This window comes from Citrobacter sp. Cpo091 (assembly GCF_030332645.1).
GTDB lineage: Bacteria > Pseudomonadota > Gammaproteobacteria > Enterobacterales > Enterobacteriaceae > Citrobacter > Citrobacter portucalensis.
In genome coordinates this window covers 65814-86131 of sequence record NZ_JAOWHL010000028.1, presented here as the reverse complement: position 1 = coordinate 86131, position 20318 = coordinate 65814, and the positions used below count along the sequence as shown (strand labels likewise).

Genomic DNA, 20318 nt, shown 5'->3' with positions numbered 1-20318 from the left:
AACAACATGTGGAGAAAATATATGCACTGCAACATGTTGTTTATTTTAATGTCCACAACATTGGTCCGCGCAAAAAACAACCACAGATATTTTTAGCCTCGCTTATGGTATACTCCGCCGCCTTAAGATTTGACATCGCACTTTTTCATTGAAACATAACGAGGAAAATAAATGAGTACGCCTGACTTTTCCACTGCTGAGAATAACCAGGAACTGGCCAACGAAGTCACCTGCCTGAAAGCCATGTTAACGCTGATGCTGCAGGCAATGGGTCAAGCCGATGCAGGCCGCGTGATTCTTAAAATGGAAAAACAGCTCGCGCTGATTGAAGATCAATCACAGGCGGCGGTATTTTCCAACACGGTTAAGCAAATTAAACAAGCTTACCGCCAGTAAAAAGAAACCGGCTGATAGCAATGCTCTCAGCCGGTTTTGCGTCTGACACTCAGAACGATAATTTACTCAGATAAGCCCGGTTGCCGCGGCATAACAGGCTATCTGCGTTTTGTTTGGTGCATTGAATTTCTTTTGCATATTCTTCTGATGGAAGTTCACGGTATTTTCAGAAATCGACAGAATGATGGCTATCTCTGAAGAGGTCTTCCCCTCCGCCGTCCATTTCAATATTTCCTTTTCCCGCTTGCTAAAGCGCATTTCTGGCGCCATAACCATGTCATCTTCCAGCCGCGTCAGTACAGACAGGCTTTCCCGTACCAGAAGCTGCATCCTGAGCTCCACTTCATCGCTCGCAAGGCGACTGTTACGGATACTTGCACGCGATACCGATAAAAAACCCAACGCCCGATTAGGCAACATTAAGCATTGCGTCATCCCTTTGCGTAAACCGTGATTGCGTGCGGCGTCCCACAAAGGTTGCGCATCGCGAAACAGAGTATCGTTCCAGGGTAAATGCCCCTGACTGAAGTTTTCAGGTTTCAGCACCGGATCAATGGCGAAATAATTTTCGGACTGATAATGCGCCACCCATGCTTTGGGATAGGTCGTATGAAGAGACGTTTTAGGTCGGGTAAAAGGTACCGGATGACGAACACAGAGCGCGTAAAAATCGAACTCTAAGTGCTGCGTCTGTTGTTGTAATTCCGTATAGACATCCTCTGCCGTCGCCATTTCCTGAAAGCGTAACAGCATGCTCCGTCGCCAAGTGAAGAAATCATGATCCTGCATACTAAGTGGTAATGCCCCTGAGATTGATAATCATCCAAACATATGAAACAAGCTAACACATAAATGTATTTTATATATGCAAATTATCGGACAAATGAAGAATTACTTGAGTATTACTCAGCAGTGGAAGGAAGTAACAGATTCAAGCATTAATAATAAAGCAATAATTATAAATAGTTATGCGAACAGCACTCGCCAGAAACAATTCCGACGAGTGCTATATGCACTATTTATTGCATCAAAAACTTCTCAAGAAACTGGCGGGTACGCGGCTGCTGCGGATGCGTGAATAAGGATTTTGCGGGTCCCTGCTCCACTATCCGTCCTTGATCCATAAATATCGCTCTATCGGCAACATCGCGAGCAAAGCTCATTTCATGCGTCACAATTACCATGGTGCGTTTTTCCTGCGCCAACTGGCGGATGGTATTAAGTACCTCGCCAACCAGTTCAGGATCAAGTGCGGAGGTCGGTTCATCAAAAAGAATAACCTCAGGTCGCATCGCCAGCGCTCGGGCAATCGCTACGCGCTGCTGCTGTCCGCCCGATAAACGCCGCGGATAGCTGGTTTCTTTGCCCGCCAACCCGACTTTCGCCAGCAATTCACGCGCACGAGCTGTCGCTTCAGCTTTTGGTTCACCTTTGACTATCACCGGCCCTTCAATAATGTTTTCCAGCACCGTCCGATGCGGGAACAAATTAAAGTTCTGGAACACAAAACCGACGTGCTGACGTAACTGACGAATCAGCCCTTTCTGCTGAGTCAACGAACGCGCGGTATCAATGGTAATCTCACCCACTTTAATAGTGCCCGCCTCCGGTTGCTCCAACAAATTAATGCTACGCAGCAGCGTGGTTTTGCCCGATCCGCTCGGCCCAATAATCGCTACTACTTCACCAGGTTTGACGTCAAGATCGATCCCATGCAGCACCGTTTGCCCATGAAATTTTTTGACCAGGTTTCTGACTTCGATAGCACTCATTTCGGCTCTCTCTCCTGGCGGTTCAGTTGTTCTTCAAAATAGTTTTGCAGTGCAGAAAGTACCGTCGCCATCACCCAGTAAATCAACGAGGCCGCCAGATACATCGTAAAGACTTCCAGCGTACGCGAGGTAATCAGCTGCGCCTGACGGAACAGTTCCGGTACCTGAATAGTGGCGGCCAAAGAGGTATCTTTCACCAGACTGATAAAGCTGTTGCTCAGCGGCGGCAACGCAACGCGCGCAGCCTGCGGCAGGATTGCCCGGCGCATGGTCTGCCAGCGCGTCATACCAATACTGGCGCCTGCCTCCCACTGCCCTTTATCGATGGAAGAGATTGCCGCACGCAGGGTTTCCGCAGCGTAGGCCGCCGTATTCAGCGACAAGCCAATCATCGCCGCCGGGATGGGATCAAGCTCAATACCAAACTGCGGCAGACCGTAATAGATCATAAACAGCTGGGCAATTAGCGGTGTTCCACGAAAAATAGAGATATAAAAACGCGCCAGCCAGCGCACAGGCAACAGCGGCGACAGACGCATCAACGCCAGGATAAACCCCAGCACGAGGCCAAAAAACATCCCGCCGATACTCAGTTGCAGCGTAAAAACCGCGCCTTTGAGCAGATACGGCAGAGAATCAATTACCAGTTGGATACTTTCATGCATTAGCGTTTTTCGACCTGGTTGTTACACGTGAGGATGGTAGGCAAACAGTGCAGGTGCCCCACCGGTATGAATAAAGAGGATTGGGCCTTCGTCTTTGAAGCGTTTCTGGCTGATACCGTCAATCAAACCCGCCATCGCCTTACCGGTATACACCGGATCCAACAAAATGCCTTCAAGGCGCGCCAGCAGTTTTACCGCCTCCATGCCCTCTTCGTTTGGCGTACCGTAGCCCGGCGCATAATAATCATCCCATAACAGGATATCCGCCGAGGCCGTCAGTTCCAGTTCACGGGCAATATCCTGCTGTAACGTTACTACTTTGGGCTTTTGATCGGCGACGCTACGCGAGACGGTCACGCCGATAAGCTCGACGTCTGGCATCAGTTGTTCCAGGCCCACGGCCAGCCCGGCGTGCGTTCCCGCGCTGCCCGATGCCACTACTACGGAAGAAAGCGCAACGGCCCCTTCACACTGCTGGGCGATTTCCAGCGCGCTTTCCACATAACCCAATGCGCCCAACACGTTAGAACCGCCAACGGGGATCACATACGGGCGGAAGCCCTGTGCTTCAATGCGCGTCGCCAGTTCCTGAAGCTGCGCATTCGGGTCGGTCAGCGCATCGCACATTTCGATTTGCGTATTAAACAGGTCCAGCAGCAGACGGTTGCCGTTGGTGAGATAGTTTTCCGCAGTAGTGCCAATCGGATTTTCCAACAGCGCCACGCAGTGCAGGCCAAGCTTAGCCGCTACCGCCGCCGTCTGGCGAACATGGTTAGACTGGATGGCACCCGCGGTTATCAGCGTATCAGCACCTTCACGAAGTGCGTCTGCGGCCAGGAATTCCAGCTTACGCAGCTTATTGCCGCCCATAGCCATCGGCGTGACGTCATCGCGTTTGATGAAAATATCGCGCCCGAGATAGTCGGATAAGCGTGGAAGATATTCGAGCGGCGTTGGCGCGCCAATAAATTCCAGACGTGGAAAGCGCGTTAAGTTATGCAGCGGCATACAGCCTCCGGTATTCGTTGTTGTGATGTTCTTTTTATTATGCACGCTCAGGCGCGATTAAATAAAAAAAGGCGCTGTTAAAGGCGCCTTTTTTCATCGGATGCCGATTATTTCGTCACATCCGCTCCAAACCATTTTTCAGACAGCGCTTTCAGCGTACCGTCTTTCTGCATTTCAGCAATGGCCGCATCAACCGCTTTCAGCAGATCTTCATTGCCTTTGCGCAGTGCCACGCCGGACTCCTGGCGGGAGAATGCTTCTCCGGTTACAGCCAGCGTATCCTTGGTTTTCTTGACCAGATCCAGCGCTGCCAGACGGTCAACCAGAATGGCGTCGATACGGCCTACACGCAGATCCTGGTATTTGGTCGGGTCATCATCATAGGTACGAATATCCACGCCCTGCACGTTCTGGCGCAGCCACTCTTCATAGTTGGTGCCCAGACCAACGCCGACTTTTTTACCTTTCAGATCGGCAGCGGTCTTAATAACGCCTTCATTGCCTTTTTTCACCAGCGCCTGAATACCAGAAACCGTATACGGGGTAGAGAAATCGTATTTTTTCTTACGTTCGTCAGAAATGGTCACCTGGTTGATGACCACATCAATGCGCTTAGAATCAAGAGAGGCCAGCATACCGTCCCACTTGGTCGGCTTCAGGTTAGCTTTCACCCCAAGGTGCTTGGCCAGTTCCTCAGCGAACTCCACTTCGAAACCGGTCAGCTTGCCGTCATCGCCCTGAAAACTAAACGGGGGATAGGTCCCTTCCAGGCCCACCAGCAGCGTGCCGCGCTCTTTAACTTTATTTAACAGACCTTCATCTGCATAAGTCTTTACGCTCATTCCGGCGACAAGTGCAACAGCCATTACACCCATCAGAGCCTGACGTCCCAGAAGTGCTAATTTCATAGTTACCCCGAATATTGTCATTAGTGACTATCATTTATGACTACAGTGTAAAGCGTTTGCTGTGTTCCACAAACACGACTCTGTTACACCTTATTCGTTTTTAATATATATCAGAACTGGCTGTCCAGGAGGATTTCTGCATATGTCCCATATGGGTATGGGCTTTGAACTGCTCATACTTACGCAAGGCGATGCGGTAATTGTTGGTGCTGGTTTCCGGCAGCCACGGGGCAAGGTTTTCGTCGAGGAACCCTTCCTGCAGCAGATCGTGAGAGATATTTTGTTCGGTCAGATGATTCCCGAGGCGACGCAGACGGACAACGTATTCACGTACCGTGCCGTGACTCATTTCGGTTTGCTCAAACAAAAATTGTTTAAATCCAATAATGTCGAAAAAGTCGCTCTGCTCTTTGCAATGCAAATCACCGCAAAAACGACACAGCGCCACCCACTCTTTTTTCTCCTGCTCCCACTCGGCTTCATCTAACAAAGTGTCCAGGCGGGCGATGGCGATTTTATTCACAATTTGCCCACGACGAACCAGCGTGATCCGGTCGAGCAACTTAAAGCAATGGGCGCAATGCGTCTGGCTGTGTTTGAAATCTTTGAGGTAGCGGCTTAGAGGCCGTCTTTTTGATTGCTGCACCGTCATGAGAACTCCTGGTAGTCAATTCGTAATGCGGCATTGTTCAGGGGTAATGATGTACCCCTATAGCTTACCCAGCTTAGTGCGTAGACGTTTGATGGCCTGACTGTGCAACTGGCTAACCCGTGACTCCCCGACCTCCAGTACCGCGCCAATCTCTTTCAGATTCAGCTCTTCCTGGTAGTACAGCGTTAACACCAGCTTTTCGCGCTCCGGCAACGCCTCGATCGCATCCATCACGCGCTGGCGGAGGTTACCCTCAAGTAGCTGTTGTAACGGGTTTTCCTGCTGATGTTCTTCCGTCACCAGCTCGATACTATCGCCATGCTCTTCCCGCCACTCGTCATAAGAGAAGAGTTGGCTGTTATTGGTATCGAGCAACATCTGACGATACTCTTGCACAGGAATAGCCAGACGCTCCGCCACTTCGGTTTCCGTCGCGTTGCGCCCTAATTCCTGCTCCAGTTGTCCCATCGCCTGTGCCACTTCGCGAGCATTGCGCCGAACGCTACGCGGCACCCAATCCCGGCTACGTAGTTCGTCCAGCATTGCTCCACGAATACGCTGCACTGCGTAAGTGGTAAATGCCGTTCCTTGCAAAGCGTCATATCGGTCAACGGCATTCAATAACCCGATGCCGCCCGCTTGTAGCAGGTCATCCAGTTCTACGCTCGCCGGCAAACGCACCTGAAGGCGCAATGCTTCGTGACGCACCAACGGTACATAACGCTGCCACAGCGAGTGTTTATCCATTACACCTTCAGCGGTATACAGTGAATTCACGATAAACAGCCCTGCGTTAAATGAGTTATCGGCATGATTATCCGTTTCTGCAGGGGGTTCTATCGGAGGAATAAGGCTATAAAAGAAGGGTTATTTCACTTATGTAGCTGATGGCGTTATTTCGCATCAGAAATAATCAAACATAAATCAAATGGTTAGCTTGCGAGGGATGCGTTTTCACGCATCCCCGTTAAAATTATGTCAAGAGATGAATCATCGACAGGTCATCCCCTGTGCGCACGGTCTCGATATGCTTTTGAAAATTCTCATGTACGGTAGGGTTATGCTGACTTAACGAATGGAAGCTGTAGACGATATTGATGGCGTCCTCCTTCTCTAGGTATGTTCTTTCGAAGGCACTTGCAGCAATCAGCATTTTGATGAAATAGTATTCGACACTTATCATATATAACGTACGAAGCGGGTCTACGTTCTTTTGATTGGGAAAGTTGTTTTCCCAAATTTTATACAAAATGAAATTTTTAAGATCGAATCCAGCCTCATCCCGTTGTTCGTAAACCTTCTGCCATGTAGCCTCAAGTTTAGCAACTCCCTCACCCACAGAGTGATTTTCTTCAAGGGTCAATGTTCTCAAAAGACACTGGATATAATAGTTAAGTACACCATTGGCGCGGCTTACCGGAAGACTGCGGAAATAATCCTGAAGCAAGAGCACTAAATTGACTTTAACATTGTTGTCAGCAGAAAATTTCGACAGCCCCTCTCGCATTTCACCTGACTGCATCTGAGTCATAATCGCGTGATAAATTTGCTCAACTTCAGCCAGCGCCACATTATCAATCTGATTAAACTTCTTAACGCATAAAGTAAGTTTAATCAACGCATATAGACCCATATCCACATCACGTCCTGCCTGCTCCACCAGGCTCAGACAGAAAAGATTAAGTAGCTTTTGCTGTTGCGAAAAGACCGGTGCAGTAAAAGCATTAGGCACAATTTTACTGCTCTCATTCAGAACCATCGCATTGGGGTCGGTCAGTACTAAACTGGCGACTTCCGGACACGACAGATTTAATGCTTTTCTGACATCGTTTTTGTAGATACGCTCACTACGCGGGAATGTTTTACATGTCGTACTTAATGCCTTAGCACCCATCGTTTTCTGTACCTGACACAGACTGTCTTCAGTCAGATAAGGACAGTTTCCTGTGTCATCCGCAAGTTTAATCGTCCCCCAGTTCGTAATATCCTTTTTAAGAATAATAATATTTTCTTTAGCAATTTTCTTAATGTAGTCATCTTTACTGGAGAGATATTTATTCACCGTTGATTTATCCAGATGTATATTCCAACTTTTACAGCAATGATCGCGACATTGCGTTCCAGAGCATTGGAAGGCTTTAACAAAAGCCGGTTCGGTAACGGTAATTTCTTGCATTATTCAGACTCCAGTATAGAAAAAAGGCAGCTTTCGCTGCCTTTATTTTCTCTGACTACTAAGTAACCCAATCGATGGATTAACGCAGTAAAGAGAGGACGTTTTGCGTGGTCTGGTTAGCCTGCGCCAGTACAGAAGTACCCGCCTGCTGCAGGATCTGTGCACGAGACATGTTAGACACTTCGGTCGCGTAGTCGGAGTCTTCGATACGGCTACGGGCAGAAGACAGGTTGTTAACGGTGTTACCCAGGTTGGTCACTGCAGATTCAAAACGGTTCTGCACCGCACCCAGGGAGCTACGGAACTTATCAACATCAGACAGCGCATCGTCAATTTTCTTCAGCGGATCAACCGAAAGATTCGCAGGGATATTTGTTGCTGCTGCAGTGTCAGCTGTCACTTCGCCAGAAGTAGCATCAAATTTTGCTGCTTTAAAGGCACCATTAGCATCTCTTACTGCATATTGAGTGTCACCTGCTGCATCTTTGAAGGAGATTAATGAGTTACCGGTGCCAGCATTGGCCTTATAGTCTTTACCGATTTCAGTTACAGCAGTTGTGCCAGTTGGTGCGGCACCAAGTTTGTGTGCGGCATCTTTAGCATATGAAACTGTACCTGCCTTCTCATCAACTGTAGCTTTATAGTAGTCAGCACCATCCTTAACAAAGTAATCGCTACCTTTTTTCTCCAGCGTAGCACCTGTAACAGCAGCACCACCTACAGTATCCTGAATCTTACCAGTAATTGTTACTTTACCCTGAACAGTAGCGCCATCTTTAATAGATGTCGCCACATTGGAAACATCAAGACCATCCAAGCCTAAAGTGGTGCTGTTGATTTTTTTCAGATCGATAGTGATGGTTTCACCATCTTTTGCACCGACCTGAATAGTCAACTGACCGTCCTGGTTCAGAACTTTTTTACCGTTGAAGTCGGTCTGCTCGGATACACGGTTGATTTCTGCCAGGCGCTGATTAATTTCATCCTGGATTGAAGTCAGGTCAGAACTAGAGTTAGAACCGTTAGCGGCCTGAACGGACAGTTCACGCACACGCTGCAGGTTGTTGTTGATTTCAGACAGCGCGCCTTCCGTGGTCTGGGCAACAGAGATACCGTCGTTGGCGTTACGGGAAGCCTGAGTCAGACCTTTGATGTTAGCGGTGAAACGGTTTGCAATCGCCTGACCAGCAGCATCGTCTTTCGCGCTGTTGATACGCAGACCAGAGGACAGACGCTCGATAGCGGAGCCCAGAGCGGACTGAGATTTGTTCAGGTTGTTTTGGGTCAACAGCGACAGGCTGTTTGTATTGATGACTTGTGCCATGATCTTTTCCTTATCAATTACAACTCGATGTTATTGGGCTGTTGCCCACGGTTTCTGACCGTAACCCATGTATCGGCACCTTAAATTCGAACTTTAGAAAATTTTTAGTTTCCGTCGTTTTTTTTCTTAGCCCGCGAAATACCCTCTATATGCACCACTATTCCACGCATTATTTTCACAAAACTATCATTAAACTTTGCGCGCAAATTGCCGATAACCCGCATAACAATTGTTTGCAATCACAAGGAATCGGGCATGGCTTCATTTACATCATTAGGCGTAGGCTCAGGCTTACCACTGGACACGTTGCTAAACAACCTGACTATTGCTGAGAAAAAACGTTTAAATCCAATTACTCAGCAACAGACCGATAATACCGCCCGCCTGACGGCCTACGGTACGCTTAAGAGTGCGCTGGAAAAATTCCAGACGGCCAATACCGCGTTAAATAAACCGGAGCTGTTCAGAAGCAGTAATGTCACCAGCAGCACCGAAGACCTGAAAGTCACTACTGAAGCTGGTGCAGCACCGGGTATTTATACCATCAGCGTCACGCAACTGGCGCAGGCACAATCTTTAAGTACTGCAACGGTTGGCTCAAGTAAAGAAGCTCTGGGTGATGGTTCTGGTACTCGTACTATTATAATTGAACAGCCGGGTCGGAAAGAGCCGCTGGAGATTAAACTCTCGCAAGATAAGACCACGCTGGATGATATCAGCAAGGCAATTAACGATACCGACAGCGGTATCTCCGCCAGTATCGTCAAGGTGAAAGATGGCGAGTTCAAACTGGTGCTGACTGCAGCAGAAGGTATGGACAGTAAGATGACTATCTCCGTTGACGGCGACAGTAAGCTGAACGATCTGCTGGCCTACGACAGTAAGACCGGTACTGGAAAAATGACCGAGCTGGTTCAGGCCCAAAACTCCAAGCTCACGATGAACGGTATCGATATTGAACGTCAAAGCAACAAAGTCACCGATGCGCCGCAGGGCGTCACGCTGGAATTGACCAAGAAAGTCACTGATGCGCGCGTGACCGTGACCAAAAGCAATGACAAAGCGACAGAAGCAATTAAAGGCTGGGTGGATGCTTATAACTCGCTAATTGATACCTTCAATACGCTGACCAAGTATAAAGCGGTTGATGCCGGGGCTGAAGGTCAGGATAAAGATAACGGCGCGCTGGTCGGGGATAGCGTGGTAAGAACCATTCAGACCGGTATTCGCGCGCAGTTTGCTAACTCCGGTAGCGAAGGTGCCTTTAAGACCCTGAATGAAATTGGCATCAAACAAGATGGCAAAACCGGCAAGATGTCCATCGATGATACCAAACTGAAAAAAGCGCTGGACGAAAACACCGCCTCTGTTCGCGAACTGCTGGCAGGCGACGGCAAAGAAACCGGCATCACCACCAAAATTGCCGCTGAAGTAAAAAGCTATCTCGCTGATGACGGCATTATCGACAATGCGCAAGACAGCATTAACGCCACGCTGAAAAAACTGACCAAACAGTATCTGTCAGTTAGCGCCAGCATTGATGACATGGTTGCGCGCTATACGGCGCAGTTTACCCAGCTCGATAGCATGATGAGCAAGCTGAATAACACCAGTACCTATCTGGGCCAACAATTTACAGCGATGAATAAATCCTGATAACACGAGGTAAGCATGTATACCGCGAGCGGTACCAAAGCCTATGCACAGGTCAGTGTGGAAAGCGCCGTGATGAGCGCCAGTCCGCATCAGCTGATTGAAATGTTGTTTGATGGCGCGAACAGCGCCCTGGTGCGCGCTCGCCTGTTTATGCAGCAGGGTGATATCGTCGCCAAAGGTGAGGCCTTAAGCAAAGCCATTAACATTATCGACAATGGTCTGAAAGCAGGCCTGGATCAGGAAAATGGCGGTGAAATCGCCACCAACCTGTCTGCGCTGTATGACTATATGATTCGCCGTTTACTGCAAGCTAACTTGCGTAATGATTGTCAGGCCATTGAAGAAGTCGAAGGGTTACTCGGCAACATTGCAGATGCCTGGAAACAGATCTCACCGAAAGCGTCGTCCCAGGAGTCTCGTTAATGACCTCAGCCGTGGAGTTTATCAACCGTTGGCAGCGCATCGCGCTACTCAGTCACTCGCTGCTGGAACTGGCGCAGCGCGGTGAATGGGACCTTTTACTGGAACAGGAAGTTACCTATCTGCAAAGTATTGAAGTGGTCATGGAAGAGCAAACTCCACCGGGCATTACGCGAAGTATTCAGGACTTAGTGGCCGGGTATATTAAGCAAACGCTGGATAACGAACAACTGCTCAAAACGTTGTTGCAGCAGCGCCTGGATGAGCTCAGCAACCTCATCGGCCAGTCGACACGCCAAAAGACGCTGAATAACGCTTATGGTCGTCTTTCCGGCATGCTGCTGGTACCCGACGCCCCCACCTCGCCACAATAATTTCCCGTCTCGTCTGAATTATCTTCCATACTCCAGAGGTCGGCCAAACGACTTCTGGAGCACGGAAGATGAAAAATCCCACGTTATTGCAGTACTTCCACTGGTATTACCCTGATGGCGGTCAACTCTGGCCCGAACTTGCCGAACGCGCAGGTGGACTCAATGATATCGGCATCAATATGGTATGGCTGCCCCCCGCCTATAAAGGCGCGTCCGGCGGCTATTCCGTTGGCTATGACTCCTACGATCTGTTTGATCTGGGCGAATTCGACCAAAAGGGAACCGTCGCCACCAAATACGGCGATAAAAACCAGCTGCTGGCGGCGATAGACGCGCTTAAGCACAATGATATTGCCGTGCTGCTCGACGTGGTGGTTAACCACAAAATGGGCGCAGATGAGAAAGAAAAGATCCGCGTCCAGCGCGTTAACGCCGAAGATCGCACGCAAATAGATGATGAGATTGTCGAGTGCGAAGGCTGGACGCGCTATACCTTCCCTGCCCGCGCTGGCCAGTATTCGCAATTCATTTGGGACTTTAAATGCTTCAGCGGCATTGACCATATCGAGAATCCTACCGAAGACGGCATTTTCAAAATCGTTAACGATTACACGGGCGAAGGCTGGAACGATCAGGTTGATGATGAGTTGGGTAATTTTGATTATCTGATGGGCGAAAACATCGATTTTCGCAATCACGCGGTGACTGAGGAGCTCAAATACTGGGCGCGTTGGGTAATGGAGCAAACCCAGTGCGACGGCTTTCGTTTAGATGCCGTGAAACATATTCCGGCATGGTTTTATAAAGAGTGGATTGAGCACGTGCAAGAGGTTGCGCCCAAGCCGCTGTTTATTGTGGCGGAATACTGGTCCCATGAAGTCGATAAACTGCAAACCTACATTAATCAGGTGGAGGGGAAAACCATGCTGTTCGACGCCCCTTTGCAGATGAAATTCCACGAGGCCTCCCGTCAGGGCCGCGATTACGACATGAGCCAGATTTTCACCGACACTCTGGTGGAGGCCGATCCGTTTCATGCCGTCACGCTGGTGGCCAATCACGACACCCAACCCTTGCAGGCACTCGAAGCCCCCGTCGAACCGTGGTTTAAGCCGCTGGCCTATGCGCTAATCCTGTTACGCGAAAACGGCGTACCGTCGGTGTTTTACCCTGACCTCTACGGAGCGCATTACGAAGACACCGGTGGCGATGGCGAAACCTATCCTATCGACATGCCGATCATTGAACAGCTCGATGAACTGATCCTCGCACGCCAGCGCTTCGCGCATGGGGTACAGACGCTCTTTTTCGATCATCCTAACTGTATCGCTTTTAGCCGCAGCGGCACGGACGAGGATCCCGGCTGTGTGGTGGTGTTGTCAAACGGCGATGACGGGAAAAAGACCATCAATCTCGGCGCCAATTATGGCAATAAAACCTGGCGCGACTATCTGGGAAATCGTGAAGAAAGCGTGGTCACCGATGAAAACGGCGAAGCGACGTTTTTCTGTAACGGCGGGAGCGTCAGCGTGTGGGTGATTGAAGACGTTTTGTAAAGCTCAACCCCGGTGACCGATGGTTACCGGGGCGTACGGCTTATGGCAGCGGTGTCGCCAGCGGCGTTTTCTTTAACACGTCAGCACATTCCTGCGTCGGGCGATCCACCCGCTGCAGCGTCATACCGTCATATTCCAGCGTATTGCCTTCGCGCTCGATCTCGTACAGCTCGCGTTTCACCGTCACGTTGGTGAGATCGCCAGAGAGCATCGTCAGTTTCCCCGGCAGCGCGATCACCCGCTGCCACTGGCGACAATCCAGCGTATCGCCCTCTTTCGTTATCACCAGGCTGGCAATCGCTTCCGGACTCACCAGGCTGCGTTGCGGACCTTTTGACTGCCAGTATCCTTCCAGACCGGCTGGCGCTGGCGTTTTCACCACGTCGTTATAATTTTCTACTTCGGCGCATCCGGTAAGCGCCAGAAATACACCAACGATTGCTAATTTTTTCATCATTCATCCTGCATGCGAAGAAAATGGGATTGTGGCATTAAAGGCCTGATCTCGCCAGCCTTTCGGCAGCGTTGAGAAAGATTGATCCAGACGGTATTACCTCTTATTACTCATAGTCAAAAATTCTGAACGGTGTAGTATCCACACTTCTTGTTACATACCTTCTGAGTTCAGAGGCACAACGCATGTCATGGCAACACTTCAAACAGGCCTGGTTAATTAAATTTTGGGCCCCCGCCCCTGCGGTCATCGCAGCGGGTATTCTCTCCACTTACTATTTCGGCATTACGGGAACCTTCTGGGCCGTTACCGGTGAATTCACCCGCTGGGGTGGTCAAATCCTGCAACTGTTTGGCGTGCACGCCGAAGAGTGGGGATACTACAAGCTGATCCATCTCGAAGGCTCACCCCTGACCCGCATCGACGGCATGATGATCCTCGGTATGTTCGGCGGCTGCTTTGCTGCCGCACTGTGGGCCAACAACGTCAAGTTACGCATGCCGCGCAGTCGGGTGCGCATTATGCAGGCGATAGTCGGCGGGGCAATCGCCGGATTCGGCGCACGGCTGGCAATGGGCTGTAACCTGGCCGCATTCTTCACCGGCATTCCGCAGTTCTCACTACACGCCTGGTTTTTTGCGCTAGCCACGGCTATTGGCTCCTGGTTTGGCGCACGCTTTACATTGCTGCCAATGTTCCGTATTCCGGTCAAAATGCAAAAAGTCTCCGCCGCTTCGCCGTTAACGCAAAAGCCGGATCAGGCCCGTCGCCGTTTCCGCCTGGGCATGCTGGTGTTTATCGGCATGATCGGCTGGGCGCTACTCACGGCGATGGATAAACCCAAGCTCGGTCTGGCGATGCTGTTCGGCGTTGGGTTCGGTCTGCTGATTGAACGGGCGCAAATCTGCTTCACATCCGCCTTCCGCGACCTGTGGATTTCCGGTCGCACCCACATGGCAAAAGCGATCATCTTCGGGATGGCGGTCAGCGCCATCGGTATTTTTAGCTACGTGCAACTGGGCGTCGAGCCTAAAATCATGTGGGCGGGTCCGAATGCGGTGATTGGTGGCTTGCTGTTCGGCTTTGGCATCGTTTTAGCGGGCGGATGTGAAACCGGCTGGATGTACCGCGCCGTTGAAGGCCAGGTGCATTACTGGTGGGTTGGTCTGGGCAACGTTATTGGCTCGACCATTCTGGCCTACTACTGGGATGATTTTGCTCCCGCGCTTGCCACCAGCTGGGACAAAGTGAATCTGCTCAACACCTTCGGTCCGCTCGGCGGTCTGCTGGTGACCTATCTGCTGTTGTTTGCCGCGCTGATGCTGATTATCGGCTGGGAAAAACGTTTCTTCCGTCGCGCAGGGCTGACGCCTGCCAAGGAGTCTGTATGAAAAATATCGTGCCTGATTATCGCCTCGATATGGTCGGCGAACCGTGTCCGTACCCGGCTGTAGCCACGCTGGAAGCGATGCCGCAATTGAAGAAAGGTGAAATTCTGGAAGTGGTGAGCGATTGCCCGCAGTCAATCAACAATATTCCACTGGATGCGCGTAATCACGGCTATACGGTGCTGGATATTCAGCAGGATGGTCCAACGATCCGCTATTTGATTCAGAAGTAACTGGTTGCCGGATGGCACTGCGCTTATCCGGCAAACATTCTCTGCACGTTGTCCCTACACTTGCATCGACATGACTTCCTGATACGCCGACACCAGTTTGTTACGCACCTGAATACCCATCTGCATCGATACCGACGCTTTTTGCATATCGGTCATCACATCATTTAACGCAATACCCGGCTCACCCAGGGTAAATTTCTCAGCCTGCGTACGGGACGCGGTTTGCACATCGCTGATTCTGTCTAACGCCGCATGCAGTTGTCCGGCAAAACTCACGGTCGGTTGTGGCTGCATATCCTGCATTTTTGCTGACATCGCCGTGGCCTGTAACTGGCTGATGACCCCTTCAATCCCCTGTATTGCCGACATTCTGATCCCCTGGATGATTTTTTACGTAGCTGAGATTACCAGTTAGTCAATAAGATAAAGGCGTTAAATAACGATAAAAAACCACGGTTTTTAACGCATAGAAAAATTCGAAACCGCAAATAATGAGACCGTCAATTTTTCGAGTTTGCTGACCCGGGAGTGAGTCTTGTTCCACTTTGCAAAAAACGCCGTCCACGATAAGCCACGAGGTGCGAGATGAGTGCGACAGCATCGACTGCAACCCAGCTTAAACCTCTCGAGTGGTTAAACCGCCTGCGCGCGAATCCCAGAATCCCTTTGATTGTGGCGGGAGCCGCTGCCATCGCTATCATCGTGGCGATGGTCCTGTGGGCCAAAGCGCCTGACTATCGCACGCTGTTCAGCAATCTTTCCGATCAGGATGGTGGCGCGATTGTCACCCAACTGACGCAGATGAACGTTCCCTATCGTTTTACTGAGGGAAGCGGTGCTATCGAAGTTCCTGCCGATAAAGTCCACGAACTGCGCTTACGTCTGGCGCAGCAAGGCCTGCCGAAAGGCGGCGCCGTTGGTTTTGAACTGTTGGATCAGGAAAAGTTTGGTATCAGCCAGTTTAGCGAGCAGGTCAACTACCAGCGTGCGCTGGAAGGTGAATTAGCCCGTACCATTGAAACGCTGGGACCGGTAAAACGCGCCCGCGTGCATCTGGCAATGCCGAAACCGTCGCTGTTTGTGCGTGAGCAAAAAGCGCCTTCGGCCTCCGTGACCGTTAACCTTGAGCCGGGGCGCGCACTGGATGAAGGTCAGATCAGTGCAGTTACGCATCTGGTTTCCAGCGCTGTCGCCGGGTTACCGCCGGGCAACGTTACGCTGGTCGACCAGGCGGGTCATCTGTTAACTCAGTCAAACACCAGCAGCCGCGATCTTAACGATGCGCAGTTGAAATACGCCAGCGATGTCGAAGGCCGCGTTCAACGTCGTATCGAGTCGATCCTGTCGCCGATTGTCGGCAACGGTAACGTACATGCGCAGGTCACCGCGCAGCTGGATTTTGCTAATAAAGAGCAAACCGAAGAACAGTACCGTCCAAACGGTGATGATTCCCAGGCCGTGCTACGTTCACGTCAGTTAAACGTCAGCGAGCAGATCGGAAGCGGAGCGCCAGGCGGCGTACCGGGCGCGTTGTCCAATCAACCAGCACCGGCGAATACCGCGCCAATCGCCAACCCACCGGCTAATCAGCAAAATGCGCAAACCACGCAGACGGCAAATAACAGCAATAATGCCGGTCCACGCAGTACGCAGCGCAATGAAACCAGCAACTATGAAGTCGACCGTACCATTCGCCACACCAAAATGAACGTCGGCGATGTGCAGCGTCTATCGGTGGCTGTGGTGGTCAACTATAAAACGTTGCCGGACGGCAAACCACTGCCGTTAACCGCCGATCAGATGAAACAGATTGAGGACCTGACCCGCGAAGCGATGGGCTTCTCCGATAAACGTGGCGATACCCTGAACGTGGTGAACTCTCCGTTCACGGCGACCGACGATTCCATTGGCGAGCTGCCGTTCTGGAAACAGCCGTTCTTTATTGATCAGTTGATGACCGCAGGCCGTTGGTTACTGGTTCTGCTAGTTGCCTGGATCCTGTGGCGCAAAGCTGTTCGCCCGCAGTTGGTTCGCCGCAGCGAAGAAGCAAAAGCGGTTCAAGAACAAACGCGGATCCGTCAGGAAACCGAAGAAGCGGTAGAAGTTCGCCTCAGCAAAGACGAACAGACCCAGCAGCGTCGTACGAATCAGCGTCTGGGTGCAGAAGTGATGAGCCAGCGTATTCGTGAAATGTCAGATAACGATCCGCGCGTCGTGGCGCTGGTCATTCGCCAGTGGATGAGTAACGATCATGAGTAATGCCCTTACCGGTACCGATAAAAGCGTCATCCTGCTGATGACCATTGGCGAAGATCGCGCGGCAGAGGTGTTTAAACACCTTTCCACGCGCGAAGTTCAGGCGCTGAGTACAGCGATGGCGAACGTACGCCAGATCTCCAACAAACAGTTGACTGAAGTGCTGGCCGAATTTGAGCAAGAAGCAGAACAGTTTGCCGCGCTGAATATCAATGCCAACGAATATCTGCGCTCTGTGCTGGTGAAAGCGCTGGGCGAGGAACGCGCCTCCAGCCTGCTGGAAGATATTCTGGAAACCCGCGATACCACCAGCGGCATTGAAACGCTCAACTTTATGGAGCCGCAAAGCGCCGCCGACCTTATCCGCGACGAGCATCCGCAGATTATCGCCACCATTCTGGTGCACCTCAAACGGGGCCAGGCCGCCGATATTCTGGCGCTGTTCGACGAGCGTTTACGTCACGACGTGATGCTGCGTATCGCCACCTTCGGCGGCGTACAGCCTGCCGCGCTGGCAGAACTGACCGAGGTACTGAACGGTCTGCTCGATGGCCAGAACCTCAAGCGCAGCAAAATGGGCGGCGTGAGAACGGCGGCAGAAATTATCAACCTGATGAAAACCCAGCAGGAAGAAGCGGTTATCACCGCCGTGCGCGAATTCGACGGCGAACTGGCGCAGAAAATTATCGACGAGATGTTCCTGTTCGAAAACCTGGTGGACGTCGACGATCGCAGTATCCAGCGCCTGCTGCAGGAAGTGGATTCCGAATCGCTGCTGATTGCGCTGAAAGGTGCCGAACAGCCGCTACGCGAGAAGTTCCTGCGCAACATGTCGCAACGTGCTGCCGATATTCTGCGCGACGACCTTGCCAACCGCGGTCCGGTGCGCTTGTCGCAGGTGGAAAACGAACAGAAAGCGATTCTGCTTATTGTGCGTCGTCTGGCGGAAACCGGCGAGATGGTGATCGGCAGCGGCGAGGATACCTATGTCTAACGAACTGCCGTGGAAAGTCTGGACTCCGGACGATCTCGCCCCACCGATGGCAGAGTTCGTGCTGGCTGACCACAGCGAAACGCCGCTGTCCGAAGAGACGGAAGAACCCGAGCTTTCAGCAGAGCAACAGCTTGAACAACAGCTCGCACAGCTGCAAATGCAGGCCCATGAGCAAGGGTATAACGCGGGGCTGGCGGAAGGTCGACAAAAGGGTCATGAACAAGGCTATCAGGAAGGTCTGAGCCAGGGGCTGGAGCAAGGCCAGAACCAGGCGCGTGCGCAGCATGCGCCGATTCATGCCCGTATGCAGCAGCTGGTGAGCGAGTTTCAGAATACGCTGGACGCACTGGACAGCGTCATTGCCTCGCGCCTGATGCAAATGGCGCTGGAAGCTGCGCGTCAGGTGATTGGTCAGACGCCTATCGTGGATAACGCTGCGCTGATTAAGCAGATCCAACAGTTATTGCAACAGGAACCGCTGTTTAGCGGTAAGCCACAGTTGCGCGTACATCCGGACGATCTCCAGCGTGTTGAGGAGATGCTCGGTGCCACTCTCAGCCTGCACGGCTGGCGGCTGCGCGGCGATCCCACGCTGCATCACGGCGGATGTAAAGTTTCAGCCGACGAAGGCGATCTGGATGCCAGCGTCGCCACACGCTGGCAAGAACTCTGCCGTCTGGCAGCGCCGGGAGTCGTGTAATGACCACTCGCCTGACTCGCTGGCTCAATACGCTGGACAACTTCGAAGAGAAAATGTCTCTGTTGCCTGCGGTGCGTCGTTACGGTCGCCTGACCCGCGCAACCGGGCTGGTGCTGGAAGCCACGGGGTTACAGCTACCGCTGGGTGCCACCTGCGTCATTGAACGCCAGGATGGCAACGAAACCCAGGAAGTTGAAAGCGAAGTCGTAGGCTTTAACGGTCAACGTCTGTTTCTGATGCCGCTCGAAGAGGTCGAAGGCGTTCTGCCCGGCGCGCGCGTGTACGCGAAGAACATTGCCGGAGAAGGTCTGCAAAGCGGGAAGCAATTACCGCTTGGCCCTGCTCTGCTGGGGCGTGTGCTGGACGGCAGCGGCAAACCGCTCGACGGACTGCCCGCCCCGGATACCACCGAAACCGGCGCGCTGATTACACCGCCGTTTAACCCGCTGCAACGTACCGCAATTGAACACGTCCTGGATACCGGTGTACGCCCCATCAACGCGTTGTTAACCGTAGGTCGCGGCCAGCGTATGGGGCTTTTCGCAGGTTCCGGCGTCGGTAAAAGCGTCCTGCTCGGCATGATGGCGCGTTATACCCAGGCCGACGTCATCGTCGTGGGCCTGATTGGCGAGCGTGGCCGCGAAGTTAAAGATTTTATTGAAAATATTCTCGGCGCTGACGGTCGCGCACGCTCGGTAGTGATTGCCGCTCCGGCGGACGTCTCGCCGCTGTTACGTATGCAAGGCGCGGCCTACGCCACGCGCATCGCCGAAGATTTCCGCGATCGCGGACAGCACGTATTGCTGATTATGGATTCCCTCACCCGCTATGCGATGGCGCAACGTGAGATAGCCCTGGCGATCGGCGAGCCGCCGGCGACTAAAGGTTATCCGCCGTCAGTATTCGCCAAATTACCGGCGCTGGTTGAACGTGCCGGGAACGGTATTCACGGCGGCGGTTCAGTCACCGCTTTTTATACGGTACTGACCGAGGGTGACGACCAGCAGGACCCGATTGCCGATTCCGCGCGCGCAATTCTGGACGGCCACATTGTGCTGTCACGTCATCTGGCCGAGGCGGGTCACTATCCGGCCATCGATATTGAAGCCTCGATCAGCCGCGCCATGACCGCGCTCATTAGTGAAAAACATTACGCACGGGTGCGCAACTTTAAACAGTTGCTGTCCAGCTTCCAGCGTAACCGCGATCTGGTTAGCGTGGGGGCGTATGCCAAAGGCAGCGATCCAATGCTGGATAAAGCCATCGCCTTATGGCCACAGCTGGAAGCGTTTTTACAGCAAGGCATCTTTGAACGGGCTGACTGGGAAGATTCTCTACAAGCTTTAGAACTGATTTTCCCTGGTGTGTGATTAAGCAGGAGAGCAT

23 protein-coding genes are annotated in these 20318 nt (G+C 51.8%); 12 read left to right on the top strand and 11 right to left on the bottom strand.

What is annotated here, in order from left to right; genetic code table 11:
* Positions 1-8: 8 nt before the first annotated feature.
* Together OGY04_RS23185 and OGY04_RS03895 are read left to right on the top strand one after the other, a co-directional pair.
* The gene (locus tag OGY04_RS23185) at positions 9-152 is read left to right on the top strand and encodes a hypothetical protein (protein WP_418219448.1); all 144 of its coding nucleotides are present in this window, start codon (positions 9-11) and stop codon (positions 150-152) included.
* Positions 153-171: 19 nt separating this feature from the next.
* Positions 172-396, top strand: a complete 225-nt coding sequence (locus OGY04_RS03895; protein WP_003030482.1) for a DUF2594 family protein — start codon at positions 172-174, stop codon at positions 394-396.
* A gap of 66 nt (positions 397-462) precedes the next feature.
* Here OGY04_RS03895 and sdiA read toward each other — a convergent pair whose 3' ends face one another.
* The 9 genes from sdiA to OGY04_RS03850 all read right to left on the bottom strand — a co-directional run bounded on the left by sdiA (position 463) and on the right by OGY04_RS03850 (position 8901).
* Complete coding sequence (sdiA, locus tag OGY04_RS03890; RefSeq protein ID WP_008785095.1) at positions 463-1185, bottom strand: quorum-sensing transcriptional regulator SdiA; 723 nt, start codon at positions 1183-1185, stop codon at positions 463-465.
* A gap of 230 nt (positions 1186-1415) precedes the next feature.
* Positions 1416-2168: an L-cystine ABC transporter ATP-binding protein TcyN gene (gene tcyN, locus OGY04_RS03885; RefSeq protein WP_003030477.1), complete on the bottom strand. Its 753-nt coding sequence runs from the start codon at positions 2166-2168 to the stop codon at positions 1416-1418.
* Positions 2165-2833 (bottom strand): cystine ABC transporter permease, encoded by a 669-nt coding sequence (gene tcyL / locus OGY04_RS03880; RefSeq protein ID WP_003030474.1) that lies wholly within the window; start codon positions 2831-2833, stop codon positions 2165-2167. Before tcyL ends, tcyN begins: the two co-directional genes overlap by 4 nt.
* 21 nt (positions 2834-2854) lie before the next feature.
* Positions 2855-3841 (bottom strand): D-cysteine desulfhydrase, encoded by a 987-nt coding sequence (gene dcyD, locus OGY04_RS03875; RefSeq protein WP_286584809.1) that lies wholly within the window; start codon positions 3839-3841, stop codon positions 2855-2857.
* Positions 3842-3948: 107 nt separating this feature from the next.
* A complete protein-coding gene (gene tcyJ / locus OGY04_RS03870; protein WP_003030469.1) occupies positions 3949-4749 on the bottom strand; it encodes a cystine ABC transporter substrate-binding protein in 801 nt (266 codons plus the stop codon).
* A 100-nt stretch (positions 4750-4849) separates the two neighbouring features.
* Positions 4850-5401: a flagella biosynthesis regulatory protein FliZ gene (gene fliZ, locus OGY04_RS03865; protein ID WP_003030467.1), complete on the bottom strand. Its 552-nt coding sequence runs from the start codon at positions 5399-5401 to the stop codon at positions 4850-4852.
* Between the two features lie 57 nt (positions 5402-5458).
* Positions 5459-6178: an RNA polymerase sigma factor FliA gene (gene fliA / locus OGY04_RS03860; protein WP_016153479.1), complete on the bottom strand. Its 720-nt coding sequence runs from the start codon at positions 6176-6178 to the stop codon at positions 5459-5461.
* Between the two features lie 196 nt (positions 6179-6374).
* Positions 6375-7577 carry a flagellin lysine-N-methylase gene (gene fliB, locus OGY04_RS03855; RefSeq protein WP_286584807.1) on the bottom strand — a complete coding sequence of 401 codons (1203 nt, stop codon included), beginning with the start codon at positions 7575-7577 and terminating at the stop codon, positions 6375-6377.
* A gap of 79 nt (positions 7578-7656) precedes the next feature.
* Positions 7657-8901, bottom strand: coding sequence for a FliC/FljB family flagellin (locus OGY04_RS03850; protein ID WP_286584806.1), 1245 nt, complete (start codon positions 8899-8901; stop codon positions 7657-7659).
* Positions 8902-9156: 255 nt separating this feature from the next.
* On the opposite strand from OGY04_RS03850, the gene fliD reads away from it, so the two are divergent.
* The 4 genes from fliD to amyA all read left to right on the top strand — a co-directional run bounded on the left by fliD (position 9157) and on the right by amyA (position 12907).
* Positions 9157-10557: a flagellar filament capping protein FliD gene (gene fliD / locus OGY04_RS03845; RefSeq protein WP_286584804.1), complete on the top strand. Its 1401-nt coding sequence runs from the start codon at positions 9157-9159 to the stop codon at positions 10555-10557.
* Positions 10558-10572: 15 nt separating this feature from the next.
* Complete coding sequence (gene fliS / locus OGY04_RS03840) at positions 10573-10980, top strand: flagellar export chaperone FliS (RefSeq protein WP_286584803.1); 408 nt, start codon at positions 10573-10575, stop codon at positions 10978-10980.
* Positions 10980-11351, top strand: coding sequence for a flagella biosynthesis regulatory protein FliT (gene fliT, locus OGY04_RS03835; RefSeq protein ID WP_008785101.1), 372 nt, complete (start codon positions 10980-10982; stop codon positions 11349-11351). The genes fliS and fliT overlap by 1 nt, the downstream gene beginning before the upstream one ends.
* Positions 11352-11419: 68 nt before the next feature.
* Positions 11420-12907, top strand: a complete 1488-nt coding sequence (gene amyA, locus OGY04_RS03830) for an alpha-amylase (protein WP_286584801.1) — start codon at positions 11420-11422, stop codon at positions 12905-12907.
* Between the two features lie 40 nt (positions 12908-12947).
* Here the strand turns inward: amyA and yedD are convergent, their stop codons facing one another.
* Complete coding sequence (yedD, locus tag OGY04_RS03825) at positions 12948-13361, bottom strand: lipoprotein YedD (protein ID WP_008785103.1); 414 nt, start codon at positions 13359-13361, stop codon at positions 12948-12950.
* A gap of 185 nt (positions 13362-13546) precedes the next feature.
* Between yedD and yedE the strand changes: the two genes are divergently transcribed.
* Complete coding sequence (gene yedE, locus OGY04_RS03820; protein ID WP_204192098.1) at positions 13547-14752, top strand: selenium metabolism membrane protein YedE/FdhT; 1206 nt, start codon at positions 13547-13549, stop codon at positions 14750-14752.
* Complete coding sequence (yedF, locus tag OGY04_RS03815; RefSeq protein WP_000790504.1) at positions 14749-14982, top strand: sulfurtransferase-like selenium metabolism protein YedF; 234 nt, start codon at positions 14749-14751, stop codon at positions 14980-14982. The genes yedE and yedF overlap by 4 nt, the downstream gene beginning before the upstream one ends.
* Positions 14983-15036: 54 nt before the next feature.
* Here yedF and fliE read toward each other — a convergent pair whose 3' ends face one another.
* Positions 15037-15351, bottom strand: coding sequence for a flagellar hook-basal body complex protein FliE (gene fliE, locus OGY04_RS03810; RefSeq protein ID WP_003030448.1), 315 nt, complete (start codon positions 15349-15351; stop codon positions 15037-15039).
* 216 nt (positions 15352-15567) lie between these two features.
* On the opposite strand from fliE, the gene fliF reads away from it, so the two are divergent.
* Genes fliF through fliI form a run of 4 tightly spaced genes read left to right on the top strand, consistent with a single transcriptional unit; the run spans position 15568 to position 20302 of the window.
* Positions 15568-17241 carry a flagellar basal-body MS-ring/collar protein FliF gene (fliF, locus tag OGY04_RS03805; RefSeq protein ID WP_286584800.1) on the top strand — a complete coding sequence of 558 codons (1674 nt, stop codon included), beginning with the start codon at positions 15568-15570 and terminating at the stop codon, positions 17239-17241.
* Complete coding sequence (gene fliG / locus OGY04_RS03800) at positions 17234-18232, top strand: flagellar motor switch protein FliG (RefSeq protein ID WP_003030443.1); 999 nt, start codon at positions 17234-17236, stop codon at positions 18230-18232. Before fliF ends, fliG begins: the two co-directional genes overlap by 8 nt.
* Positions 18225-18932: a flagellar assembly protein FliH gene (gene fliH / locus OGY04_RS03795; RefSeq protein WP_003834049.1), complete on the top strand. Its 708-nt coding sequence runs from the start codon at positions 18225-18227 to the stop codon at positions 18930-18932. Before fliG ends, fliH begins: the two co-directional genes overlap by 8 nt.
* Positions 18932-20302: a flagellar protein export ATPase FliI gene (gene fliI / locus OGY04_RS03790; protein WP_003030440.1), complete on the top strand. Its 1371-nt coding sequence runs from the start codon at positions 18932-18934 to the stop codon at positions 20300-20302. The genes fliH and fliI overlap by 1 nt, the downstream gene beginning before the upstream one ends.
* The last annotated feature ends 16 nt before the right edge of the window (positions 20303-20318 follow it).

Bases quoted from the DNA above. Each gene is read 5' to 3' on its own strand.
- OGY04_RS03895 (WP_003030482.1), top strand. From the start codon at position 172: ATGAGTACGCCTGACTTTTCCACTGCTGAGAATAACCAGGAACTGGCC.
- sdiA (WP_008785095.1), bottom strand. From the start codon at position 1,185: ATGCAGGATCATGATTTCTTCACTTGGCGACGGAGCATGCTGTTACGC.
- tcyN (WP_003030477.1), bottom strand. From the start codon at position 2,168: ATGAGTGCTATCGAAGTCAGAAACCTGGTCAAAAAATTTCATGGGCAA.
- tcyL (WP_003030474.1), bottom strand. From the start codon at position 2,833: ATGCATGAAAGTATCCAACTGGTAATTGATTCTCTGCCGTATCTGCTC.
- dcyD (WP_286584809.1), bottom strand. From the start codon at position 3,841: ATGCCGCTGCATAACTTAACGCGCTTTCCACGTCTGGAATTTATTGGC.
- tcyJ (WP_003030469.1), bottom strand. From the start codon at position 4,749: ATGAAATTAGCACTTCTGGGACGTCAGGCTCTGATGGGTGTAATGGCT.
- fliZ (WP_003030467.1), bottom strand. From the start codon at position 5,401: ATGACGGTGCAGCAATCAAAAAGACGGCCTCTAAGCCGCTACCTCAAA.
- fliB (WP_286584807.1), bottom strand. From the start codon at position 7,577: ATGCAAGAAATTACCGTTACCGAACCGGCTTTTGTTAAAGCCTTCCAA.
- OGY04_RS03850 (WP_286584806.1), bottom strand. From the start codon at position 8,901: ATGGCACAAGTCATCAATACAAACAGCCTGTCGCTGTTGACCCAAAAC.
- fliD (WP_286584804.1), top strand. From the start codon at position 9,157: ATGGCTTCATTTACATCATTAGGCGTAGGCTCAGGCTTACCACTGGAC.
- fliS (WP_286584803.1), top strand. From the start codon at position 10,573: ATGTATACCGCGAGCGGTACCAAAGCCTATGCACAGGTCAGTGTGGAA.
- fliT (WP_008785101.1), top strand. From the start codon at position 10,980: ATGACCTCAGCCGTGGAGTTTATCAACCGTTGGCAGCGCATCGCGCTA.
- amyA (WP_286584801.1), top strand. From the start codon at position 11,420: ATGAAAAATCCCACGTTATTGCAGTACTTCCACTGGTATTACCCTGAT.
- yedD (WP_008785103.1), bottom strand. From the start codon at position 13,361: ATGAAAAAATTAGCAATCGTTGGTGTATTTCTGGCGCTTACCGGATGC.
- yedE (WP_204192098.1), top strand. From the start codon at position 13,547: ATGTCATGGCAACACTTCAAACAGGCCTGGTTAATTAAATTTTGGGCC.
- yedF (WP_000790504.1), top strand. From the start codon at position 14,749: ATGAAAAATATCGTGCCTGATTATCGCCTCGATATGGTCGGCGAACCG.
- fliE (WP_003030448.1), bottom strand. From the start codon at position 15,351: ATGTCGGCAATACAGGGGATTGAAGGGGTCATCAGCCAGTTACAGGCC.
- fliF (WP_286584800.1), top strand. From the start codon at position 15,568: ATGAGTGCGACAGCATCGACTGCAACCCAGCTTAAACCTCTCGAGTGG.
- fliG (WP_003030443.1), top strand. From the start codon at position 17,234: ATGAGTAATGCCCTTACCGGTACCGATAAAAGCGTCATCCTGCTGATG.
- fliH (WP_003834049.1), top strand. From the start codon at position 18,225: ATGTCTAACGAACTGCCGTGGAAAGTCTGGACTCCGGACGATCTCGCC.
- fliI (WP_003030440.1), top strand. From the start codon at position 18,932: ATGACCACTCGCCTGACTCGCTGGCTCAATACGCTGGACAACTTCGAA.